This window comes from Paraburkholderia caffeinilytica (assembly GCF_046030355.1).
GTDB classification, from domain to species: Bacteria; Pseudomonadota; Gammaproteobacteria; order Burkholderiales; family Burkholderiaceae; genus Paraburkholderia; species Paraburkholderia caffeinilytica_B.
On sequence record NZ_JAQQCQ010000007.1, the window covers coordinates 24,501 to 42,931 of the forward strand.

Below are 18,431 nucleotides of genomic sequence, written 5' to 3' on the forward strand. Positions count from 1 at the left end.
ACACGTCAATTAAAGGAGCGGATGACATGACCGCGATAGTGCGAATCGATGACGAAGTCGTGGACGTTTCCGAGTTCATTCGTCTTCTGAAACTGACCGGCCAGTTCGATAGCCTGATCGAGCAGATCGTGCGCGACAAGCTCACGGTACACGCGGCCAGGAAACAAGGTATTGCCGTCACGGCCGACGACATCCAGCAGCGCGCCGATCAGTTCCGCCGCGTGCGCGGCTTGCATCGCGCGACGGATATGAATCAGTACCTCGACGCGCTCGGCGTGAGTCTCGACGAATTCGAGGCCTTCATTACAGATGGGCTGTATCAGGAGAAGATGCTCGACGTGGTCGGTAACGAGGCGGCGATCAAGGATTACTTCGCGTTGAATTCGCCGAAGTTCGATGCGATCGAGGTGAGCCATATCGTGCTCGACAGCGAAGGCAAGGCAAAGGAAATGATCTCGTATCTGCACGACGACCCCGACAGCTTCGCCGACATGGCGCGCGAGCATTCGATTGCGGATACGCGCGAAGCCGGCGGCGTGATCGGCAAAGTGTTGCGCGGGTCGTTGAAGCCGGACATCGAGGCAAAGATTTTCAACGCGGCGGTGGGCGATCTGCTCGGGCCATTTCCGTCGGCGGATCGTTCGTGCTTCGAGATTTTCGCCGTGACGGCGAAATATCCGGCAACGCTCGATGCGGATGTGGCCGCTGAAGTGAGACGTCTGCTGCGCGAGAGCTGGTTGATTGCGCGCGCGCAGGAGCATGTGATCGAAGCACGCTAGCCGAACCGAGGTCCGCACGCCCATGGATGCACCCCAGACCGCGCCTTCTGCTGCCGAGTTTCTCACCTCGGTGGAAATTCTCTCGCCGTTTTCGCGCGATGAGATCGAGCGCCTTGCCGAATACGCGCAGGCTCGCTTCTATTCGTTCGGCGAAACGGTGTGCTCGGCGGGTGAGACGGCTGACGGTCTTTACGTAGTTCGTTCGGGTTCGGTGCGCATCTTCACCGAGGAGCACGGCAAAGAAACCAGCATGGGCGTGCGCAAGACCGGCGAGATTTTCGCCGACATTGCGATGTTGCGTCCGTATGTGCATGAGGCGTCGGTGCGGGCGTCCGCGAAAACCGAATTGCTGTTCATTCCCCGCGCTGCGATCGAGCCGGTGATCGCCGGCAATCAGGCTGCGTTGGCATTTGTCGCGAGCTACGTGGCGATCAGTTCGGCTGGTGGTTTCGTCGCGCAGTTGTTCGATCTGCGCGGCAAGCTCAACAAGGCGGAACTCGAAGAATATGTGCGCAGCGTCGGCGTGAAACGGGTGGCGGCCGGCAAGGAAATTCTCAAGCAGGATGGGCGCGACGACCGGCGGCTCTACGTGGTGCGGCAGGGTGAAGTGCGCATTGTGCGTCATGAGGAAGGCCAGGATTACACGCTTGCGACGTTAGGCGAAGGCGAAATTTTCGGCGAAAAATCGTGTTTGATGCGGCAGGAGCAAATGGCGTCTGTGGTGGCGACGACCGATACGCGGCTGCTGGTGATCCCGGAACGAACCGTCCATTTCATTCTGGAGCGCAATCCGAAGCTTCGCGAAGTTCTGGACGAGCGGATTCGTTACGGCGACCGTGAATTGCAACGGCAAAAGCGCCTCGAACAGCGGCGCAAATTGCCTTTGATGCTCGACTTGCAGACCAAACCCGAGTTTGGTGAAAAGGTCATCAAGCGCTTTGCACTGGTTGAGCAAGCCGAAGAAATGGACTGCGGCGCCGCATGTCTTGCCATGATATGCCGTCACTACAGCATCCCGATGACGCTCGGCAAGTTGCGCGAACTCGCCAACGTCACGACGCAAGGCGCCACGCTCGACAGTCTCGCGCGTGCGGGCGAATCGCTCGGTTTCACCGCGCGTGGTGTGCAATGCACATTCGATTCGTTGCGCGGCTTCGATCTGCCCTTCATCGTGCATTGGGAGGGCTACCACTATGTCGTGGTGTACGGGTTGTCGAAGGACTACGTGTGGGTTGCCGACCCGGCAATCGGTTTCCGGAAAATGACGGTTGAGGATTTTGAACGCGGCTGGAGCGGCACGTGCCTGCTGTTTACCGGCGGCCCGAATCTCCTGCAGATGTCGGCCGCGCGTTCGCCGTGGATACGTTTTGTTGGTTACCTCAGGCCGTACAAGAAGATTCTCGGCCACCTGTTTCTTGCCACCTTCGTGATTCAGGTGCTCGGCGTGATTCCGCCGCTGATCATCCAGAACATTCTCGACGGCGTGATCGTGCATCAGAATGTCAGCCTGCTGCATCTGCTGATTGGCGGCTTGATTATCGCCAACGTGTTCTCGCAATTGATGTCGTCGATTCGCGCGTATCTGGCGAATTTCATGGTGCGTAACATGGACTTCGCGATGATGTCGCAGTTCTTCAAGCACACCATGTCGCTGCCGTTCTCGTTTTTCGCCAAACGGAAAACCGGCGATATCTTCGCGCGCTTCCAGGAGAACCAGACGATTCGCGCGTTTCTCACCGAGTCCACGGTGACCACCGCATTGAATCTGCTGATGGTGTTCATCTACTTCACGATCATGTTCGTCTACAACGTGAAGATGACGCTGGTCCTGATCGCGTTCGTGATACCCATCATGGCGTTGACGGCGTTGGCCACGCCAAGGATCAAGAACTATGCGCGCGAGGTGTTCACGGCCTCGACCGAATCGAAGTCGTTTCTGATGGAAGCGCTCGCCGGTGTCGAGACCATCAAGGGCATGGGTATCGAACGGCCGGTGCGATTGCGCTGGGAGAAGAAGTACGCAAAGGCGCTCGAAGTGCAATACCGCGCACATGCTTTCAACATTCTCGTCGGACTCGGCAGTCAGTTGCTGAACGCGGCGACGACAATCGCCATTCTGTGGGTCGGCGCGAATCTGGTGCTGGCGCGCGAAATGACCATTGGGCAGTTGATTGCATTCAATGCATTCATGGGCAGCGTGCTGGGTCCGCTAATGGGGCTGGTCGGTTTGTGGAGCATGTTGAATGATGCGGGCGTGGCGATGGAACGCCTCGGCGACGTGCTCGATATCGAGCCGGAACAGAAGCCGCAGGATTTGCCTTCGCGTGTGATGCTGCCGGAGCTGCAAGGCGAAATCAGTCTTAGCGGTGTCTATTTTCGCTACGGCGAGAACGACTCGGCGTATGTGCTGGAAAATATCAGCTTCGACATCAAGCCCGGCGAACTGGTCGCGATTGTGGGTCGCAGCGGTTCCGGCAAGACGACACTCGCCAAGCTGCTGGTGGGCTTCTACGCGCCGACCGAGGGCAAGATGAGCATCGACGGCTACGACCTCGGCGTGGTGGATAAAGCTTATTACCGCGCGCAGATCGGCTATGTGATGCAGAGCAATCTGCTGTTTTCCGGCACGATTGCCGAAAACATCGCCAGCGGCGACGACGCCCCCGAACGGCGCCGCATCGAAGAAGTCGCGAAAATGGCCGACGCGCACGCGTTCATCAGCAAGATGCCGCTTGGCTACGAGCAGATTGTCGGCGAACGCGGCATTGGCCTGTCCGGCGGGCAGATCCAGCGTTTGTGTATTGCGCGGGCGTTGTATCACGACCCGCGTCTGCTGGTTTTCGATGAAGCGACTTCCGCGCTGGACTCGCAATCGGAGAGCAATATCCTCGGCAACATGCACGATATTCTGAAGGGCCGAACGGCGGTGATCATTGCGCATCGGCTCAGCACCATCATGCGTGCGGACAAGATTCTGGTGCTGTATGAAGGGGCGATTGTCGAACAGGGCCGTCACGACGAACTGATCCAGCGCGGCGGCATGTACTACCAGCTGGTCCAGAAACAGTTGAGTGCGTGATGAAGATACTCGACCAGGTAGAAGACCTCAGCCCGGCGATTTCGTACGCGGGCTTGATCGAGCGCATCGAGATCTTGCGCTCCACGCTGCGGTGGTCGTCCCGGCTCGAACGCGCCGACATCGACAAGCTGCTGCGGCAAGCCACCTCGTTGCGCGACGAGGTCATGCAGCTCTCGCACAAGGAGCGCTTCGTGCAGGCCGCAACGGCCGCTGAGCCTACGGCGTCCGTTGAGCAATCGCGTGGTGCGCGCAGAAAGGCGTTGATCGAGCGCAGTTTCATTTTCGAAGGGACGTTCGGCGACAATCCGCGTTTGCTCGAATCGCTCGAAATCGCCGAGAAGGCGGCGCCGACCGATTTGCCGGTGTTGATTGACGGCGAAAGCGGCACCGGCAAGGAACTGATGGCGAAGGTGATTCATGCGAATGGCTCGCGCTCGGACAAGCCGTTTATCTCCGTGAATTGCGGCGCGATTCCAGACAATCTGCTGGAGTCGGAATTGTTTGGTCATCGAAAGGGCGCGTTCACGGGGGCCTCGAATGACCGTAAAGGAAAATTCGAAAGCGCGCATACCGGCACGATCTTTCTCGACGAAATCGGCGAGTTGCCGCTGGCCGGTCAGGTGAAGCTGTTACGTGTGCTGGAGGCGCACGAGATTCAGCGCGTGGGTTCCGATGAAACGATTGCCGTCGATACTCGCATTGTCGCGGCGACCAATCGCAATCTGCGGCAATTCAGCGAAGAGGGCAAATTCCGCGAGGATCTGTTCTACCGGCTTAGCGTGATTCATGTCACGTTGCCGCCGCTGCGCGAGCGGCGCGATGAGATACCGCTGCTCATTGCGTGGTTCGGCGACGAAGCCGCCGGCACGCTAAAACGCAGGCCCGTCAGATTGACGCCGCGTCTGCGGGACTTTCTACTGAACTATGCGTATCCGGGCAACATTCGTGAACTGCGCAACGTGATGTATCGCGTGTCGTGTCTGGCGGGCGATATGGCGGACATCGATCATCTGCCGGTGGATATGCGGCCTGCCGCGCCCGGTTCAGCCGCGGCGCTGTCCAATGCAGCCAGTGCAACGGGACAGGAGCCAATCAGTGTGGCGAATCTGATGTCGCTGAGCGACGCGAAGCGCGCCGCGAGCGATGACGCGGAAAAAGCCTTTCTGGAACGCGGTCTTCGCGAAGTGAGCGGCACCGTCGCGGAACTGGCGCGGCGGATCGATATGAACCGCTCGCATCTACAAATGCTCCTGAAGAAGCATGGTTTGCACTCGAAGGATTTTCGCAATCGCAATGCGCCGCCCACGGGAAAAAACGGCGCTGACGAGCACGATGACGAAGACGGCGATAGTTGAGGCGGGAGAGCAAGTCCTCGACATCGCCGCGTCAGACCGCGCGCTCGTGCTCCATGCGCTGGTCATCCGCGCCGCCGTGCAGCGTCTGCTGTGCGTTCAGATAGCGTGTGACCTCGGCGTTAGTCACGAAGCTTGCGGCGGAGGAGGCCGCGAGAATGTCCTTGGCTTCTTGCGGTTTCGCGATCGCGAAACCCTGCACGTAGTCGACGCCCAGATCCTTCAGCGCGCGCAAGGTCTCCAGATCTTCGACCCATTCGGCGATGCTGCGCATGCCGAGATTGCGTGCGAGCGTAATGATCGCCTCGACGATCGCGATGTCGGCCGGGTGGTTGCACATCGTGCGTACAAACTCGCCGTCGATCTTCAGGGCATCGGCCGATAGCTTCTTCAGGTAACGCAACGACGTTTGACCTGCGCCGAAATCGTCGATCGCGATCTTTGCGCCCATGTCGTGCACGCGCGCGATGAAGCGCTCCGTATGCTCGAGATCGTGGAGCGCGACGCTTTCGGTGATTTCGATGCACAGGTAATGCACGACGTCTTCGTGACGCGAGAACAGGGCGAACAACTCGTCGAGGAAGGCTTCGTCGTTGAGCGAACCGCCGCTCAGGTTCACGCACACGAAACGAGTGGCGGAGAGCGATGCGCGGTTCTCGCTGAGCCATGCGAGTGTTGTCGTGAGCACCCAGCGGTCGATTGCGACGATGGTGCCGGAGTCTTCGGCTGCGGCGATCAGCTTCGCGGCGGTCGCCACCGAGCCGTCCGGCATACGCAGACGCAGCAGCACTTCGAAGTCGAGTGCTTCTGACGGCGCGCGCATCGACATGATCGGTTGCATCACGAGGAACAGGCCTTCGGGCAGCCGGCTTTGTCCCAGTGCCTCGATCAGACTGATTTCCGCGGCGCGTTCCTCGAACGCCGGCGCGCCCTTGCGCAGTGCCACGAGCCGCGCATTGCCGCCGCGTTTCGCGGCGCGGCACGCGCGGTCGGCATAGGCGAGGGCGTCCAGGACCCGTTCACCTTGCGAGCATTCGACTACGCCGATCGATCCCCTGACCTGGAACGCGCGCGTGTCGACATGAACCGGTGCGGAGTTCAACGCCACGACGAGTTCGCGGCAGCGCGCGATGGCGTCGTCGATCGCCATATTCGCGAGCACGCAGACGAATTCGTCGCCGCCGATGCGCCCGATCGGCACGTGGGAGCCGAGACGCTCGACGAGGTGCGCAGCAACGTGCCGCAGTATCTCGTCGCCGGTTCCGTGGCCGAACAGGTCGTTGAACAGCTTGAACCGGTCGAGATCGAGATACGCGAGGGCCCACGGGCCGCTTTCGCGGCATTGCCGGCCGATTGCATGCTCGATGCCGCGCCGGTTCAGCAGACCGGTGAGCGGATCGTGCTCGGCTAAAAAGTGCAGCCGCTCTACCGCTTTCGAGCGATCCGTGACGTCCTCGAGCGAGCCTTCAATAAAGCCGTTCGCGCGAATTGCCCGCAACGAGTAGCGCCGCGCGGCGGTATTCGTGCCGGCTGTGCCCTCGATTTCGATCGAGGCCGAGTCTTCCCGCTCCAGGAGTTCGCCAAGAATGCGCTCGGCGCCCGGGGCGAAATAGTCGGCCCAGCGATGCGTGCCGGGGTGCTGATGAGGCAGACCCAGCATCGAGTGAAGCGCCGGGTTGGCGCGGACGAAGGCGTTGTCCCCGTTCAGCGTGAAGAGGCCGATCGGCGTGACGTCATAGGTGTTGCGCAATTCGGTCTGCATTTGCCGGCGGCGTTCGCGCTCTTCACGCATACGTTCCGCAATAGCGAACGCACACAGCATGCTCGACGACAGCGCCGTCACCACGGGCGTCAGCGCGCCCGCCAGCGCTTTTACGCCGAACGCGGCGGCGAGCACTTGCGATAGCGTCGCGAGCAGCACGATGGCCATTGACGCGACATACCACAGCACGGTGCGCGAGCGCGCCTTGATGACCAACTGCACGAGGAAGTAAGTCAGCACCAGTATGCAGAAGCTGGCGCTGGCCCACAGCACCGGAATGAAGTGGGCGTAATCCAGCATAAATGCGGCGGCCATCAGCACGCAGCCGCCGTACCGCACGGCGTGCAGGCTCCAGCGCAGGCCGATTGCTTTCAACTCGCGGCGGAACAGTTCCACGAAGAGCGTGGTGGTCAGCACGTAATAGGCAGCGAACGTGAATTCCCGCAAAAGCGCGATATGGTCAGGCGGGATCAGCCGGCCCATCCATTCGGTATCGAAGCCCATCGCGTTGGCGCTCAACCGGAGGTTGCCGACGAGCCAGGCGGCAAAGATCACATAAGTCCATTCGCGATTGATGATGGCCGTCACGAATACGAAGATCGCGAGCGTCAGCAGGCCGCCGGTGATCAGCGATGCACCCTGTTGGAAATCAAGGGTGGATACTTCGAGTTTGTCGGAGTCAGATGCGGAAGCGGTGATATACGCAGGGCCGGAAAAGGTGCCCCGGCACAGGATCTGCGCATTGGGGGCGTGCTCGTCGAGCTCAAGCGCAAAGCCGGCCTTGTTGGAGCGCATCTCGCCGCTCGTGCCGTAGCGGTCGCCCGTGCCGAGCAGCGTCAAAACGGGGGCCGTTCGCCAGCAGGATAGTGTCTCCGCGTGCCGCGATGGCAGGTCGATGAACGTGGCACCGTCACGGGCCAGGGCAGGCGCGGTGAGCAGGAACCAGAACGGCGTTTCCGCGAGATGGGTACTGAAACGTGCAGTGGTGGGCGCGGTATCGCGCAGGCGGGTGAGGGCGGCGGCAGGTGACAGTGTCGCCGATGGGTCCGCGATCACAGGAAAGCTGAGTGGGACCGTTCCCATTGTGTCGAATTGGCGCGGCGCCCAGAGCATGACGGCGACGCTGCCCAGCACGATCACAAATGGCGCCACGTACACCGAGAAACGCTGGAAAGCCCAGCCGGTCAGTCGGTCCCGAAACGCCCACTTAAGGCTTGTCATGTGCTGCCCTTCCCCAATGACTTCATTCTCGATCTCATTGCGATGCTGCCATGCTGCGATAGCCGGCAGCGAAAGCGCGACTGCGCTGACGCCACCGACCTATTGTCCGCGCGAATACCCCCGGGCGGACATTTTGCTTTACGTTTTGCTCAGCGACCACAGAGGGGCTGCGGCGCTGCTCGGTGGCCCGCTCCACTCGGTGCTCTGGCCGGTTTCACCCTGCTTCGCTGCCACGCTGACGTCGATGTCGACGTGATCCGTTTCAAAAAAGAATCCGAAGAACGGATGGTTGACCTTCGCCCAGCGCTGACGGACTAAAGCAACCGGTTTCGCCATCACACGGTGTGGCATCCCGCCTACATGCGCCATGGGCAGGAATTCGTTTTCACCGTATACGTCGCCGAACAGCATCGCTTCGTATTCCCGATCGAGCGGTGAACGTGCCGTGATTAGCATCCAGTCGACCCCGTTCTGCGCGCAATACATGAAAAACGCCTTGCATAGCGCCACCTTCACCGTCCGGCCGATCGCCCCGCGCGTGACGCCGAGCCGGGTGGCCTCGGCGAGGCGCGCCTGGTTCAGCCAGTCCGGCAGGCGGACCGATTGTTCGACGGCAAGCGGACCGAATGCATTCGTCTGGACTCGCATGGTGCCGATCGGGCCGCCATCCAGTCGCGACTGCGCGAGCAGCACGATCGTGCCGGGCGCGCCATCCAGCGCCTCGACACCCATGGTCTCGGCGAATTCCGGCAAGTGGCGCCGGTACGCGGCGCGGCGAATCTCGACGGCCTTGTCGAGGTCCGCCAGGTTACTTACCACCTTAATCGTAAACGGCAACCTTTCCGTTTTCTTTACGGTGCTCTGGCCGAAGCCTTCCCCGAGCGGCGTGTAGCCCGTATTTTGCGTCAAAACGACTGAATCGATGCGATCCATTTCAACCCCCGTAGGTAAATGAGGAAAAAGTGTGTCGCGTCAGGTACGACGGATTCGTGCCTGACGCGACAAACTAGATTCTCATGAACGCAAATGCGGTGATATGCATAGATGCATCGCCGGGAGAATTCGGGCGACCCCGGGGAGGGGCCGCAGTCTGGGATTCAGAAAATTGGCGCCAGAGCCGCCGAATCGCCGTTCTGACTGCGGCAGCGGGCGCAGAGGTGCGTTTGGGGGAGGATGGGATCGATATTCGGCGGAGGGCCGGACACTGGACGGGGCGGAAACGCGAAAATTGCGCGCTTAGCGTGCGCCGGGAACTGCCGCCTGTACGCTCAAGGCGCCGGATTCAACAGGGTTTTGTCGGATGCGTACGGATCTTCGGCGTGCACCACGACCGCAGTGATATTGTCACGTCCGCCACGCGCAATGGCCAGGTCGACCAGTTCGTCAGACGCGCGCTCACACGTCACGGTGTTGAGCACCCCGAGTATTTCCTCGTCGCTGATTTCGTTGCTCAATCCGTCGCTGCATAGCAGGAAAACGTCGCCGTCCGCGACTTCGATCGCATCGTCATCGAGTTCGAGCACATCCGTTGCGCCGACCGCGCGCGTGATCATGTGCTGCGCCGGGTGATGCCGCGCCTCTTCGTCGGTAAGCACCCCGAGCGACTTGAGTTCTTCCACCTGACTGTGATCGCGCGTGAGTTGCCGCAATTGCCCTTCTCGATGCAGATAGAGCCGGCTGTCGCCGGCCCATAGGTAGCCGCAGAAGCGGTCGCACGCGAGCAGCACGACAACGGTGCTGCCGATCCGTTGCACCTGGCGGCGCGCGGCTTCGTCCCTCAGTTGGCGATTGGCCTTTTGCAGCCGCGCGCGCGCGTCGGCGATACAGGTTTTCATGGCGAGCGGGGGCGCAAGCCGGCTCAGCGCGTCGATTACCAGGCGGCTCGCCAGATCGCCCACCGCATGCCCGCCCATGCCATCGGCGACAGCCCAGCGTCCGGTTTCGGGCTGGGCGAGGCAGGCATCTTCGTTGATTTCACGGACGCGTCCAGTGTCGGAACGCGCGGACGACGTCCATCGAAATTGGCTGGGGCAGGTCACAAGGGCTACACCGTATCGTTTCTGCTGCGTGCGTCCGGGGAGACGTTGATGTTCGAGTTCGCGCCGGTGTTGCGCACATCGACCGACTGGAACGTGTTGATCATCTGGTTAGCATAGAAGTTGTTCGAGATGTCGTACAGGTTCACCACCGGACCGATGCTCGGCGTTTCCCGCACATAGGGCTGAATCCAGCCGTACACCCACGGCGCACCGCCGCCGCCGCGGATCGCAGCCATCGCTTTACGGTCGAGCGCGAGATTCAGCGAGAGGTCGTTCACTGTGATGGAAGCCATGTCGTTCTCCGGTTGGCCGCGTGCGTCGGGCGCGCGGTTGAAAAGGAATTGAACGTGATGGTGCAAGTGCTGTGCCAATTTGCGGCTCGCGCGGGCGCTTTCTCGCAGCGCGTTGATGGGCGGGCGATTCCGCGCACGTGGGTAGGTAGCGCTGGTTCGTGCTGACGTGAAGAGGTCGGGACGCAGCCAACATCCGGACGTTCGCGTTGGTGCGGGACCCAACACATAGGCCAGACTCCCGGCTCTCGGCGAATACACTCCAGCGGTTCAATCAGCGCCTCAAATGATCGACGCTTGCCAACAGATCGGCCTGATTTGTGTCGGCTCGCAACGGACACACACCGTGCCCCAAACCCCTCGCAATTCCTGAAAGCCCTTTAAATAAAGGCTTTTCCTCACATGGCCCGGATGATGCAAAAGATCTCGCAACAGTGTTGGATATTGAAGCGAGCCCAGCCATGAACACGAACCTTCTCCCGATTAGCAGCGAAAACCGCGACACATGCTGCGATGAAGCGTCGACCATCGACCTGCCGATCGGCGCGCATCTCGTCACGCAACGGCGCGGTTACGAACACCACGGCATTTATGTCGGCAATGGCCGCGTGGTCCATTACGCAGGCTTCGCGAGTTCGGCGCATCGCGGCCCGGTCGAGGAAGTGGATTTGACCCGTTTCGCCGCCGGTCATCCATTGACGGTCCGCCCGACGCCGAGCGCCCGCTACGTCGGCGATGAAGCCGTGCGCCGTGCGCGTTCCCGCCTTGGCGAAAACCACTACCGCCTGCTGACGAATAACTGCGAGCACTTCTGCGCGTGGTGCCTGCTTGGCGAAAGCCGCAGCGAACAGGTGCATTGCTGCTTGACGCATCCACGTGCCGGCGTGCTCACGCTGGTGTGTCTGGTGAAGGCGTTTGTCGAACGCGCCGCGAAGAATGGTCAGCCTGCCGCCCAGTTCGCCTGAGCTAGCAGGAACGATTTCGGACATTCAGGGATTCAAGGATCGAGGAGAGCATCATGGTTGCCGCGGAAAAGACCTTGCACTGGGCCGTCGATAAATGGCTCGCACCCACGCCGTCGATGCCTGCGCGTGTCGTGCGGTTTTGCCACAGCGCGTCACAGCATCAGCGCTACGTCTGCGTGGAAGCCCTGCGGCCAGGCGGCTTGCTGTCGATCTTCTTCTTCCGTCATGACGATGGCTCGTGGAACGTGTTCCCGCCGCAAGCCGAGCGGCCCGCCATGAACGGCCATCGCCGCGCGGCAGTGTGATAGCCGGGCGTGTGCGAGGCCGCTTCCTTGACGATCCACTGACTGAACAGCAGCATTGCCGGCGTCATCGATTTGCCCTTCAACCATGTCAGCCAATAGCGGCCGGCATGCACTTCCACCTCGAACGGGCGCACCAGCCGACCGGTGTTGATCTCGTGATCGAACATCAGCGCCGGTGCCAGTGCGATACCCGCACCCTGCATGGCCGCTTCGACCATGAGCCGCGATGAATCGAACACCGGGCCGCGGATCGGCCGGGGCGGGATGCCCGCGGCCGCAAACCAGTTCATCCAGTCGTCGACGCGATAGGACCGCAGCAAGGTTTCGTTGGCGAGATCCGTGGGATCGGACAGACGCCTGGCGATTTCAGGTGCGCACAGAATCGCGAGCGGTGCGTCGAGCAGCCGCGTGGCGAGCGAGCCAGGCCAGGTGCCGTCGCCGAAACGAATCGCGAAGTCGAGGCCCTCAGTGGCGAGATCGACCAGATTGTTGTTCGTCAGCAGCCGCAGCTCGACAAACGGATGCGCGTCGCGAAACGACTTGAGCCGCGGCATCAACCAGCCCACCGCGAAGGTGCCCACCACGCCAATCGTCAACACCTCGTGAAAATGGCCGCCGTCGAACTGCTTGAGCACGGCTTCGATGCGATCGAAGGCATCCGTGAGGACAGGGCGGAGCGCCAGGCCTTCGTCGGTCATGGCCAGGCCGCGGGGCAGGCGTTTGAAGAGTGCCGTGCCCAGCCGCTCCTCCAGCGTTCTCACCTGCTGGCTCACGGCCGCCTGGGTGACGTTCAATTCGAGCGCGGCGCGCGTGAAGCTCAGATGCCGCGCGGACGATTCGAAGGCGCGCAGCGCATTCAAGGGGAGATTCGGTCTCATGGCGAAGGCATAAGATTTTCTAGGGTATCGACTAACTTATCATCGTTTGTCAGCGGACGCCAAAAAACCGATAGTTGCGGCTTCACATAAGGAGCGGCGATGATCACAAGACGGAAATTCGCGGGCGCGATGCTCGGTGTTTCGATAGCTGGGGTTGCGGTTGGCAGTGGCGGCGCGTTCGGGAAAGTGATGAAGGCGGGTGCTGCAAAGCAGGGCGGCGGCGTGGCGAAAGCGGACGCGATTCGCCAGCGGCTCGCGCGGATCGAAGCGGAAAGCGGTGGGCGGCTCGGCGTTTCGATCGTCGACACGACCTCCGGATTGCACGCCGGTTTGCGGACGGACGAGCGTTTTCCGATGTGCAGCACGTTCAAACTGCTGGCGGCGGGTTTCGTGCTGACGCGCGTGGATCGCGGACAAGAGGATCTGAAGCGGCGCATCGTGTTTTCTAAAAGCGATCTTGTGCCGTACTCGCCGGCCACCAGCCAGCACACCCGTGAGCGTACCGGCGACGCGGGAATGAGCGTCGCCGACCTGTGCAAGGCGGCCATTACGCTCAGCGACAATACCGCAGCTAATCTGCTGCTGGCGAGCTTTGGCGGCCCCGCTGCTTTGACCGCGTTCGCGCGCAGTATTGGCGATGGGATCACGCGTCTGGACCGCAACGAGCCGACGCTGAACGAAGCGACGCCCGGCGATTTGCGCGACACCACCACGCCCAACGCCATGCTCGGCAATCTGCGTGAGCTGCTGCTGGGCGAGCGTTTGTCTTCGTCCTCGCGTGCGCAGTTGTTGGCGTGGCTCGCCGCCAATCAGACCGGCAGCGAACGGATTCGCGCGAAGCTGCCGAAGGATTGGGGCGTCGGCGATAAAACCGGCACGGGCGACCACGGCACGGCAAATGACGTCGCGATTCTGTGGCCGCCGGAACGCGGGCCGATCCTTGTGGCGGTCTATCTCACGGAGACGAGTGGCGATGCGGCGCGTTGTAATGCGGCGATTGCTAACGTTGGGGCGCTGGTGGTGGGGATGGTTTGATTTGAGAGAGTTTTTGGCCTGCATCCGCGCGCGGAAGTCATCGGCGCCTTTTGACAAAACACCGTTCGAAGCGCATGATTCTTTCCGCCTAAGGGCCACGATAAATACCTGACTAGTAGCAGACGGTTGGCTATCCGTGGACTTAGGCATTTTCATTTCCAGGCCGCGTCGCGGCCTTTTGCATTTGGTATCGCGCTCAGTGGCCGATTCATACACCGCGACGGGTTTGGGGATCAGTTCTTCGCAACCGTGCCATACCTTCCGCCGCATGGCGTAAAATTTCAGCTTCGATATGAAGCAAGTTATTGACGCCACCTCATGCCAACGCCTGCGGACAAATCAAACTCAAAGGAAAGCGAGGGCGTTGCCGTCATCGATCGTGCTTGCGCGATTCTGTTCGCCTTCAGGCCGGACGACGCCGCGCTCACACTCGCCGAACTCGCCGCGCGCACGGGGCTCTACAAGAGCACGCTGTTGCGGCTCGCGGGCTCGCTGATCCAGCATCGGCTGTTGCTGCGTCTGGACGACGGCCGTTACCAGCTCGGCGCCGCCACCTTCATGCTCGGTGCGCTCTACCAGCGCAGCCTGAACGTCGGCGATATTCTCGTGCCGCTGATGCGCGAACTCGCGGAAACGAGCGGCGAAAGCGTGTCCTTCTATGTGCGCGACGAGACGGTACGTGTGTGCCTGCATCGTGTGGACTCGACGCATGCGGTGCGATTTCACGTGCGCGAGGGCGACGTGCTGCCGCTGGAAAGCGGCTCGGGCGGCCTTGCGTTGCTGGCGTTCGGCGGCATGCCGGGCGAACCGTACGAGAAGATTCGCGAGGACTTCTACTGTGTGTCGATCGGCGAGCGCGATCGGGAGACAGCGGGGGTGTCGATGCCGGTATTCGGTGTGCGCCAGAGTTTGCGTGGCGTGCTGACGCTCGCGGGCCCGAGCTCACGTATCGATCAGGCGTTTCTCGAACGTAACCTCGGCGCGCTGTTCGATTGCGCCGCACGCGCGACCGATGCTTTAGGCGGCGACTCGCGCGCAATGCGCAATGCGCAGCGGCGCGCGGCCGAAGTTCAGGACAGGTGACGCTCGGGCTTGCCCGTGTAGGTGTAGTTCATCTGGCGCGGCATCGGGCCTTTGTTGCGCTCGTTGCGTCCGCGTTGCTCCCAGGCATGCGACAGAATGCCGACCGCGCGTGACAGGCAGAACACGCCGCGTGCCAGCTCCGGCGCAAAACCCAGTTCCGCGTAGATCACCGCGGTTGCACCGTCGATATTCATCGGCACGGGTTTGTTCTTGCGCTGCTTGAGCAAGGCTTCAATGCCGCGCGCAATAGCCGCGTATCGTCCGCTGATGCTTTTCTGTTCCACGCTTTCGTCCACGAGCGAAAGAAGCCGGACGGCCCGCGGGTCGACCGGATGAAAGCGATGCCCGAAGCCGGGCAAATACTTGCCATGGCCGGCGGTAAAAGCATCGACACCTTGCTCGACCGCTTCTTCCAACGTGGCGCCTGCTTGCATGCGTTCGGCGATGGCGTCGTACAGTTCGACCGCCTGTTGACCGGCGCCACCATGCACGTCATCCAGCGCGTTGATTGCCGACGCCATCGCGCCGTTCAGCGGCAAGCCGCAACTGGTCGCCATCCGCGAGATTGCAATCGACGGTGCATGCGGACCATGATCCACCGATGCCACCAGCGCCGCCTCGAACAAGCGCGCTTGCGCGACATCAGGCAACTCGCCTCGCAGCATCAGCCAGATCATCTGCGGAAAGCTGACGTTGCCGATCAACTCCTGAATCGGGAAACCGCGCACCTTGATCGAGCCCGGATGAATATCGATGATCGAGGTGCTCCAGTATTCGGCGGCGAGCTTGGCAGCGTCGAAGGCTTGCGTCATGTTCAGATCACTCCTTCGGAGCGTAAGTGGTCGATTTGCGCGTCGTCGTAACCGAGCGAGGCGAGATGCTCACGCGTGTGAGCCGATAGAACCGGCGCGGGTGTGGCCGGCGCCGTGTCGGCGTCGGATAGCCGAAAGCCCGCACGGGTGACGCGTTGCCGCTCAGTCGCACCGTCGCCGGCAAATTCACGGATGAACTCGCGCGACGCCAGATGCGGATGCGCAAGAATCTCCGGCACCGACATCACGCGCCCGGCCGGCACGCCGGCTTCGAAGAATTTGGCTTCCCAGTTTGTCGCGTTGTCGCTGGCCAGCGCGGCCTCGATTTCGGCCTTCAATGCCGCGCGATTCGCTTTGCGTGCATTGCGCTCGGAAAAGCGCGCGTCGTCGAGCAGATCGGCGCGGCCGATCAGATGGCAGAGACTCGCGAACTGCTTGTTCTCGTTCGCGGCGATATTGAGCGGTCCGTCGCCGGTTTTGAAGGTGCCCGAAGGCGCGGCGGTGAAGTTTTCGTTGCCCATCGGTTCGGGCGTGACGCCGGCATTCAGGTAGTTCGACACGACCCAGCCCATGGTCGACAGGGTGGCTTCCAGCATCGAGACGTCGAGCATGCGGCCGTGTCCGCTTGCGCGGGCGTCGACCAGCGCGGCGCAGATGCCGAACGCCGCCGTGAGGCCGCCCACGGTGTCCGACACTGGATAGCCGACGCGCAACGGTGCGCTGTCGGCGTCGCCGGTCACGCTCATCACGCCCGAGATGCCCTGGATGATCTGATCGTAGGCCGGGCGCTTCGAAAACTCGCCGTCCATGCCGAAGCCGGAGATCGCGCAATACACGAGCTTGGGATTGACCTCGCGCAGCGCGTCGAAATCGAGGCCGAGCCGCGTCATCACGCCCGGCCGGAAATTTTCGACCAGCACGTCCGCGGTTTTGACGAACTCGCGCAAAATGGCTTTGCCACGCGGGTCTTTCAGGTTGAGCGTGATGGACTGCTTGCCCGCATTCACCGCGACGAATGAGGCGCCCATGTTGCGCATCGAGGCTTCCTTGTCGGCGCCTAAACGCCGCGCAAGGTCACCGCCTTCGGGGTGCTCGACCTTGATCACGTCGGCGCCGAGCAGCGCGAGTTGATAGGCGCAGAACGGCCCCGCCAATACATTCGATAAATCCAGTACCCGCACTCCGGTCAACGGCAGTGTCATCTTTGAAGCCTCTAGTTCAATGCGAAATTTCGTCGAGATTGCGATTGTTGGTCCGCGGTCCGAAGATGCCGATCGCGCCCATCACCATCACCATCGACAGCGTGATCAACGCGAACACGCCCGGCACCTGGAAGTGGCGCAGCGCGAAGGCGATCATGAAGCCGGAAAACATCGCGGATAAACGCGACATCGAATAGACGAAGCCGACGGCGCGTGCCCGCAAGCGCGTGGGGAACAATTCGGTCTGGTACGCGTGATAGCCGACCGAGAGCAGCGTGCCGCCTAGCGTGATCAGCACACCGAGAATCATCAGCATGGCAGGCGAGGTTTGCGTCGCGAACAGGCTGCCGAACACGGCGATACCCAGTGCCGACAACACGATCAAGGTCTTGCGTTCGATGCGGTCCGCGATTGCCATACCGATCAGCGGTCCGAATGGATTCGAGATGGCGATGACGAACGAATACAGCAGGCTATGCGTGATCGTCACGCCTTTCGACACCAGCAAGGTCGGCACCCATGAAGCGAAACCATAGAAGCCGATCGCCTGGAACAGGTTGAACACGAGCATCGTGATCGCGCGTTTGCGATACGGCGGCTGCCAGATTTCGCTGAAGGCCGCCTTGGTGGTGGCCGGCTCGACCGTGGGGACCGGGGCGGGCAATGGTTTGCCATATTGCTTCGCGATTTTTGCTTCGAGTGCTTGCAGGACCTGTTCCGCTTCGGCGGCACGGCCTTGCTGCGCGAGCCAACGCGGGCTTTCCGGCACGCGTCGGCGAATGGCCCACACCACGATCGCACCGGCCGCGCCGATGATCACGACCCAGCGCCAGCCGTCGATGCCGAACGGCGTTTGCGGCACCAGCCACCACGCAAGCAGGGCGACCGACGGCACGGCGGTGTACTGCACCAGGTGAACGAAAGCGAATGCACGGCCACGCAGATGCTTCGGCACGAGTTCGCTGACGTAAGTGTCGATCGTCACCAGTTCGACGCCCACGCCGATGCCCGCGATCAGGCGCCACAGGTTGATGGCCGGCGCGCTGGTTTGCAGCGCCATGATCAGCGTGGCCGCGGAATACCACAGCAGCGAGACCGTGAACACGGTTCTGCGGCCATAGCGGTCCGCCATGCCCGCGAAAAAGAACGTGCCGATGAAGAGCCCGGCGAACGACGCCGCCACGAAGGCGCCCAACCCGGACACGCCGAAGAACGAGGCGGTGGTTGTCGCGTAGAGCCCGCTTTTGACGAGGCCGGGGCCGACATAGGCCGTAAAAAACAGATCGTAGAACTCGAACCAGCCGCCGATCGACAGCAGAAACACCAGCATCCATACCGTGCGCGTCGCGGGCAGACGGTCGATCCGCGCGTTGATGCCGGTCGTGAGTGCCTGCGCACCGGCGCTTGATTTGGGCGACGCGCCGGGTGCGTCGATTGGCAGGCTTGCCATGGAATCCTCCTGAGAGTGTCTCTTACAGAGTCGTTCTGTTCAATAGAACGACGTTCTATTTAATGGATGTGCCGAGATTAGTCTGTGTGGCGGTTCTCAGGAATTCGGGGTTTTACCTAGGAAGGGGGCAGGAAAGGGGCGTGCGAAGCTAACAGAAAGAATGCATCGGACTCGTTGTT

15 protein-coding genes are annotated in these 18,431 nt (G+C 61.5%); 7 read left to right on the top strand and 8 right to left on the bottom strand.

Annotated features, from left to right (window positions below; all coding sequences use genetic code 11):
* The first annotated feature begins 26 nt into the window (after positions 1-26).
* The 3 genes from PQQ95_RS13010 to PQQ95_RS13020 are packed head-to-tail and all read left to right on the top strand — an operon-like array spanning position 27 to position 5,213.
* Positions 27-779 (top strand): peptidylprolyl isomerase, encoded by a 753-nt coding sequence (locus PQQ95_RS13010; RefSeq protein WP_408437784.1) that lies wholly within the window; start codon positions 27-29, stop codon positions 777-779.
* A 22-nt stretch (positions 780-801) separates the two neighbouring features.
* Positions 802-3,858, top strand: coding sequence for a peptidase domain-containing ABC transporter (locus PQQ95_RS13015; RefSeq protein WP_408437785.1), 3,057 nt, complete (start codon positions 802-804; stop codon positions 3,856-3,858).
* The gene (locus tag PQQ95_RS13020; protein WP_408437786.1) at positions 3,855-5,213 is read left to right on the top strand and encodes a sigma-54 interaction domain-containing protein; all 1,359 of its coding nucleotides are present in this window, start codon (positions 3,855-3,857) and stop codon (positions 5,211-5,213) included. Before PQQ95_RS13015 ends, PQQ95_RS13020 begins: the two co-directional genes overlap by 4 nt.
* A gap of 31 nt (positions 5,214-5,244) precedes the next feature.
* Here PQQ95_RS13020 and PQQ95_RS13025 read toward each other — a convergent pair whose 3' ends face one another.
* From PQQ95_RS13025 to PQQ95_RS13040, 4 genes are all read right to left on the bottom strand, one after another.
* Positions 5,245-8,193, bottom strand: coding sequence for a putative bifunctional diguanylate cyclase/phosphodiesterase (locus PQQ95_RS13025; protein ID WP_408437787.1), 2,949 nt, complete (start codon positions 8,191-8,193; stop codon positions 5,245-5,247).
* Positions 8,194-8,331: 138 nt separating this feature from the next.
* On the bottom strand, positions 8,332-9,126 hold the full coding sequence (locus PQQ95_RS13030) for an N-acyl amino acid synthase FeeM domain-containing protein (RefSeq protein ID WP_408437788.1): 795 nt from the start codon (positions 9,124-9,126) through the stop codon (positions 8,332-8,334).
* A 335-nt stretch (positions 9,127-9,461) separates the two neighbouring features.
* Complete coding sequence (locus PQQ95_RS13035) at positions 9,462-10,232, bottom strand: PP2C family protein-serine/threonine phosphatase (RefSeq protein ID WP_408437789.1); 771 nt, start codon at positions 10,230-10,232, stop codon at positions 9,462-9,464.
* 5 nt (positions 10,233-10,237) lie between these two features.
* On the bottom strand, positions 10,238-10,525 hold the full coding sequence (locus PQQ95_RS13040; protein WP_054035641.1) for a hypothetical protein: 288 nt from the start codon (positions 10,523-10,525) through the stop codon (positions 10,238-10,240).
* A 458-nt stretch (positions 10,526-10,983) separates the two neighbouring features.
* On the opposite strand from PQQ95_RS13040, the gene PQQ95_RS13045 reads away from it, so the two are divergent.
* Together PQQ95_RS13045 and PQQ95_RS13050 are read left to right on the top strand one after the other, a co-directional pair.
* Positions 10,984-11,487, top strand: a complete 504-nt coding sequence (locus tag PQQ95_RS13045; protein WP_408437790.1) for a lecithin retinol acyltransferase family protein — start codon at positions 10,984-10,986, stop codon at positions 11,485-11,487.
* 53 nt (positions 11,488-11,540) lie between these two features.
* Positions 11,541-11,792, top strand: coding sequence for a hypothetical protein (locus PQQ95_RS13050; protein ID WP_408437791.1), 252 nt, complete (start codon positions 11,541-11,543; stop codon positions 11,790-11,792).
* On the opposite strand, the gene PQQ95_RS13055 is transcribed toward PQQ95_RS13050, so the two are convergent.
* Positions 11,711-12,670, bottom strand: coding sequence for a LysR family transcriptional regulator (locus tag PQQ95_RS13055; protein ID WP_408437792.1), 960 nt, complete (start codon positions 12,668-12,670; stop codon positions 11,711-11,713). The genes PQQ95_RS13050 and PQQ95_RS13055 overlap by 82 nt on opposite strands.
* A 99-nt stretch (positions 12,671-12,769) precedes the next feature.
* Here PQQ95_RS13055 and bla point away from each other — a divergent pair, with 99 nt between their 5' ends.
* Both bla and PQQ95_RS13065 read left to right on the top strand, forming a co-directional pair.
* Complete coding sequence (bla, locus tag PQQ95_RS13060; protein WP_408437793.1) at positions 12,770-13,705, top strand: class A beta-lactamase; 936 nt, start codon at positions 12,770-12,772, stop codon at positions 13,703-13,705.
* Positions 13,706-14,023: 318 nt separating this feature from the next.
* Positions 14,024-14,788 (top strand): IclR family transcriptional regulator, encoded by a 765-nt coding sequence (locus PQQ95_RS13065; protein ID WP_408437794.1) that lies wholly within the window; start codon positions 14,024-14,026, stop codon positions 14,786-14,788.
* On the opposite strand, the gene PQQ95_RS13070 is transcribed toward PQQ95_RS13065, so the two are convergent.
* Genes PQQ95_RS13070 through PQQ95_RS13080 form a run of 3 tightly spaced genes read right to left on the bottom strand, consistent with a single transcriptional unit; the run spans position 14,776 to position 18,252 of the window.
* The gene (locus tag PQQ95_RS13070) at positions 14,776-15,600 is read right to left on the bottom strand and encodes a citryl-CoA lyase (protein WP_408437795.1); all 825 of its coding nucleotides are present in this window, start codon (positions 15,598-15,600) and stop codon (positions 14,776-14,778) included. The two genes, PQQ95_RS13065 and PQQ95_RS13070, sit on opposite strands and share 13 nt — an antisense overlap.
* A gap of 2 nt (positions 15,601-15,602) precedes the next feature.
* Entirely contained in the window at positions 15,603-16,802 is a 1,200-nt protein-coding gene (locus PQQ95_RS13075; protein WP_408437796.1) for a CaiB/BaiF CoA transferase family protein, read from the bottom strand.
* A gap of 16 nt (positions 16,803-16,818) precedes the next feature.
* A complete protein-coding gene (locus tag PQQ95_RS13080) occupies positions 16,819-18,252 on the bottom strand; it encodes an MFS transporter (RefSeq protein WP_408437797.1) in 1,434 nt (477 codons plus the stop codon).
* Positions 18,253-18,431: the final 179 nt, after the last annotated feature.

Excerpts from the sequence above, each read along its gene's own strand:
- PQQ95_RS13010 (WP_408437784.1), top strand. The coding sequence starts at position 27 with ATGACCGCGATAGTGCGAATCGATGACGAAGTCGTGGACGTTTCCGAG.
- PQQ95_RS13015 (WP_408437785.1), top strand. The coding sequence starts at position 802 with ATGGATGCACCCCAGACCGCGCCTTCTGCTGCCGAGTTTCTCACCTCG.
- PQQ95_RS13025 (WP_408437787.1), bottom strand. The coding sequence starts at position 8,193 with ATGACAAGCCTTAAGTGGGCGTTTCGGGACCGACTGACCGGCTGGGCT.
- PQQ95_RS13030 (WP_408437788.1), bottom strand. The coding sequence starts at position 9,126 with ATGGATCGCATCGATTCAGTCGTTTTGACGCAAAATACGGGCTACACG.
- PQQ95_RS13040 (WP_054035641.1), bottom strand. The coding sequence starts at position 10,525 with ATGGCTTCCATCACAGTGAACGACCTCTCGCTGAATCTCGCGCTCGAC.
- PQQ95_RS13045 (WP_408437790.1), top strand. The coding sequence starts at position 10,984 with ATGAACACGAACCTTCTCCCGATTAGCAGCGAAAACCGCGACACATGC.
- PQQ95_RS13050 (WP_408437791.1), top strand. The coding sequence starts at position 11,541 with ATGGTTGCCGCGGAAAAGACCTTGCACTGGGCCGTCGATAAATGGCTC.
- PQQ95_RS13055 (WP_408437792.1), bottom strand. The coding sequence starts at position 12,670 with ATGAGACCGAATCTCCCCTTGAATGCGCTGCGCGCCTTCGAATCGTCC.
- bla (WP_408437793.1), top strand. The coding sequence starts at position 12,770 with ATGATCACAAGACGGAAATTCGCGGGCGCGATGCTCGGTGTTTCGATA.
- PQQ95_RS13065 (WP_408437794.1), top strand. The coding sequence starts at position 14,024 with ATGCCAACGCCTGCGGACAAATCAAACTCAAAGGAAAGCGAGGGCGTT.
- PQQ95_RS13070 (WP_408437795.1), bottom strand. The coding sequence starts at position 15,600 with ATGACGCAAGCCTTCGACGCTGCCAAGCTCGCCGCCGAATACTGGAGC.
- PQQ95_RS13075 (WP_408437796.1), bottom strand. The coding sequence starts at position 16,802 with ATGACACTGCCGTTGACCGGAGTGCGGGTACTGGATTTATCGAATGTA.
- PQQ95_RS13080 (WP_408437797.1), bottom strand. The coding sequence starts at position 18,252 with ATGGCAAGCCTGCCAATCGACGCACCCGGCGCGTCGCCCAAATCAAGC.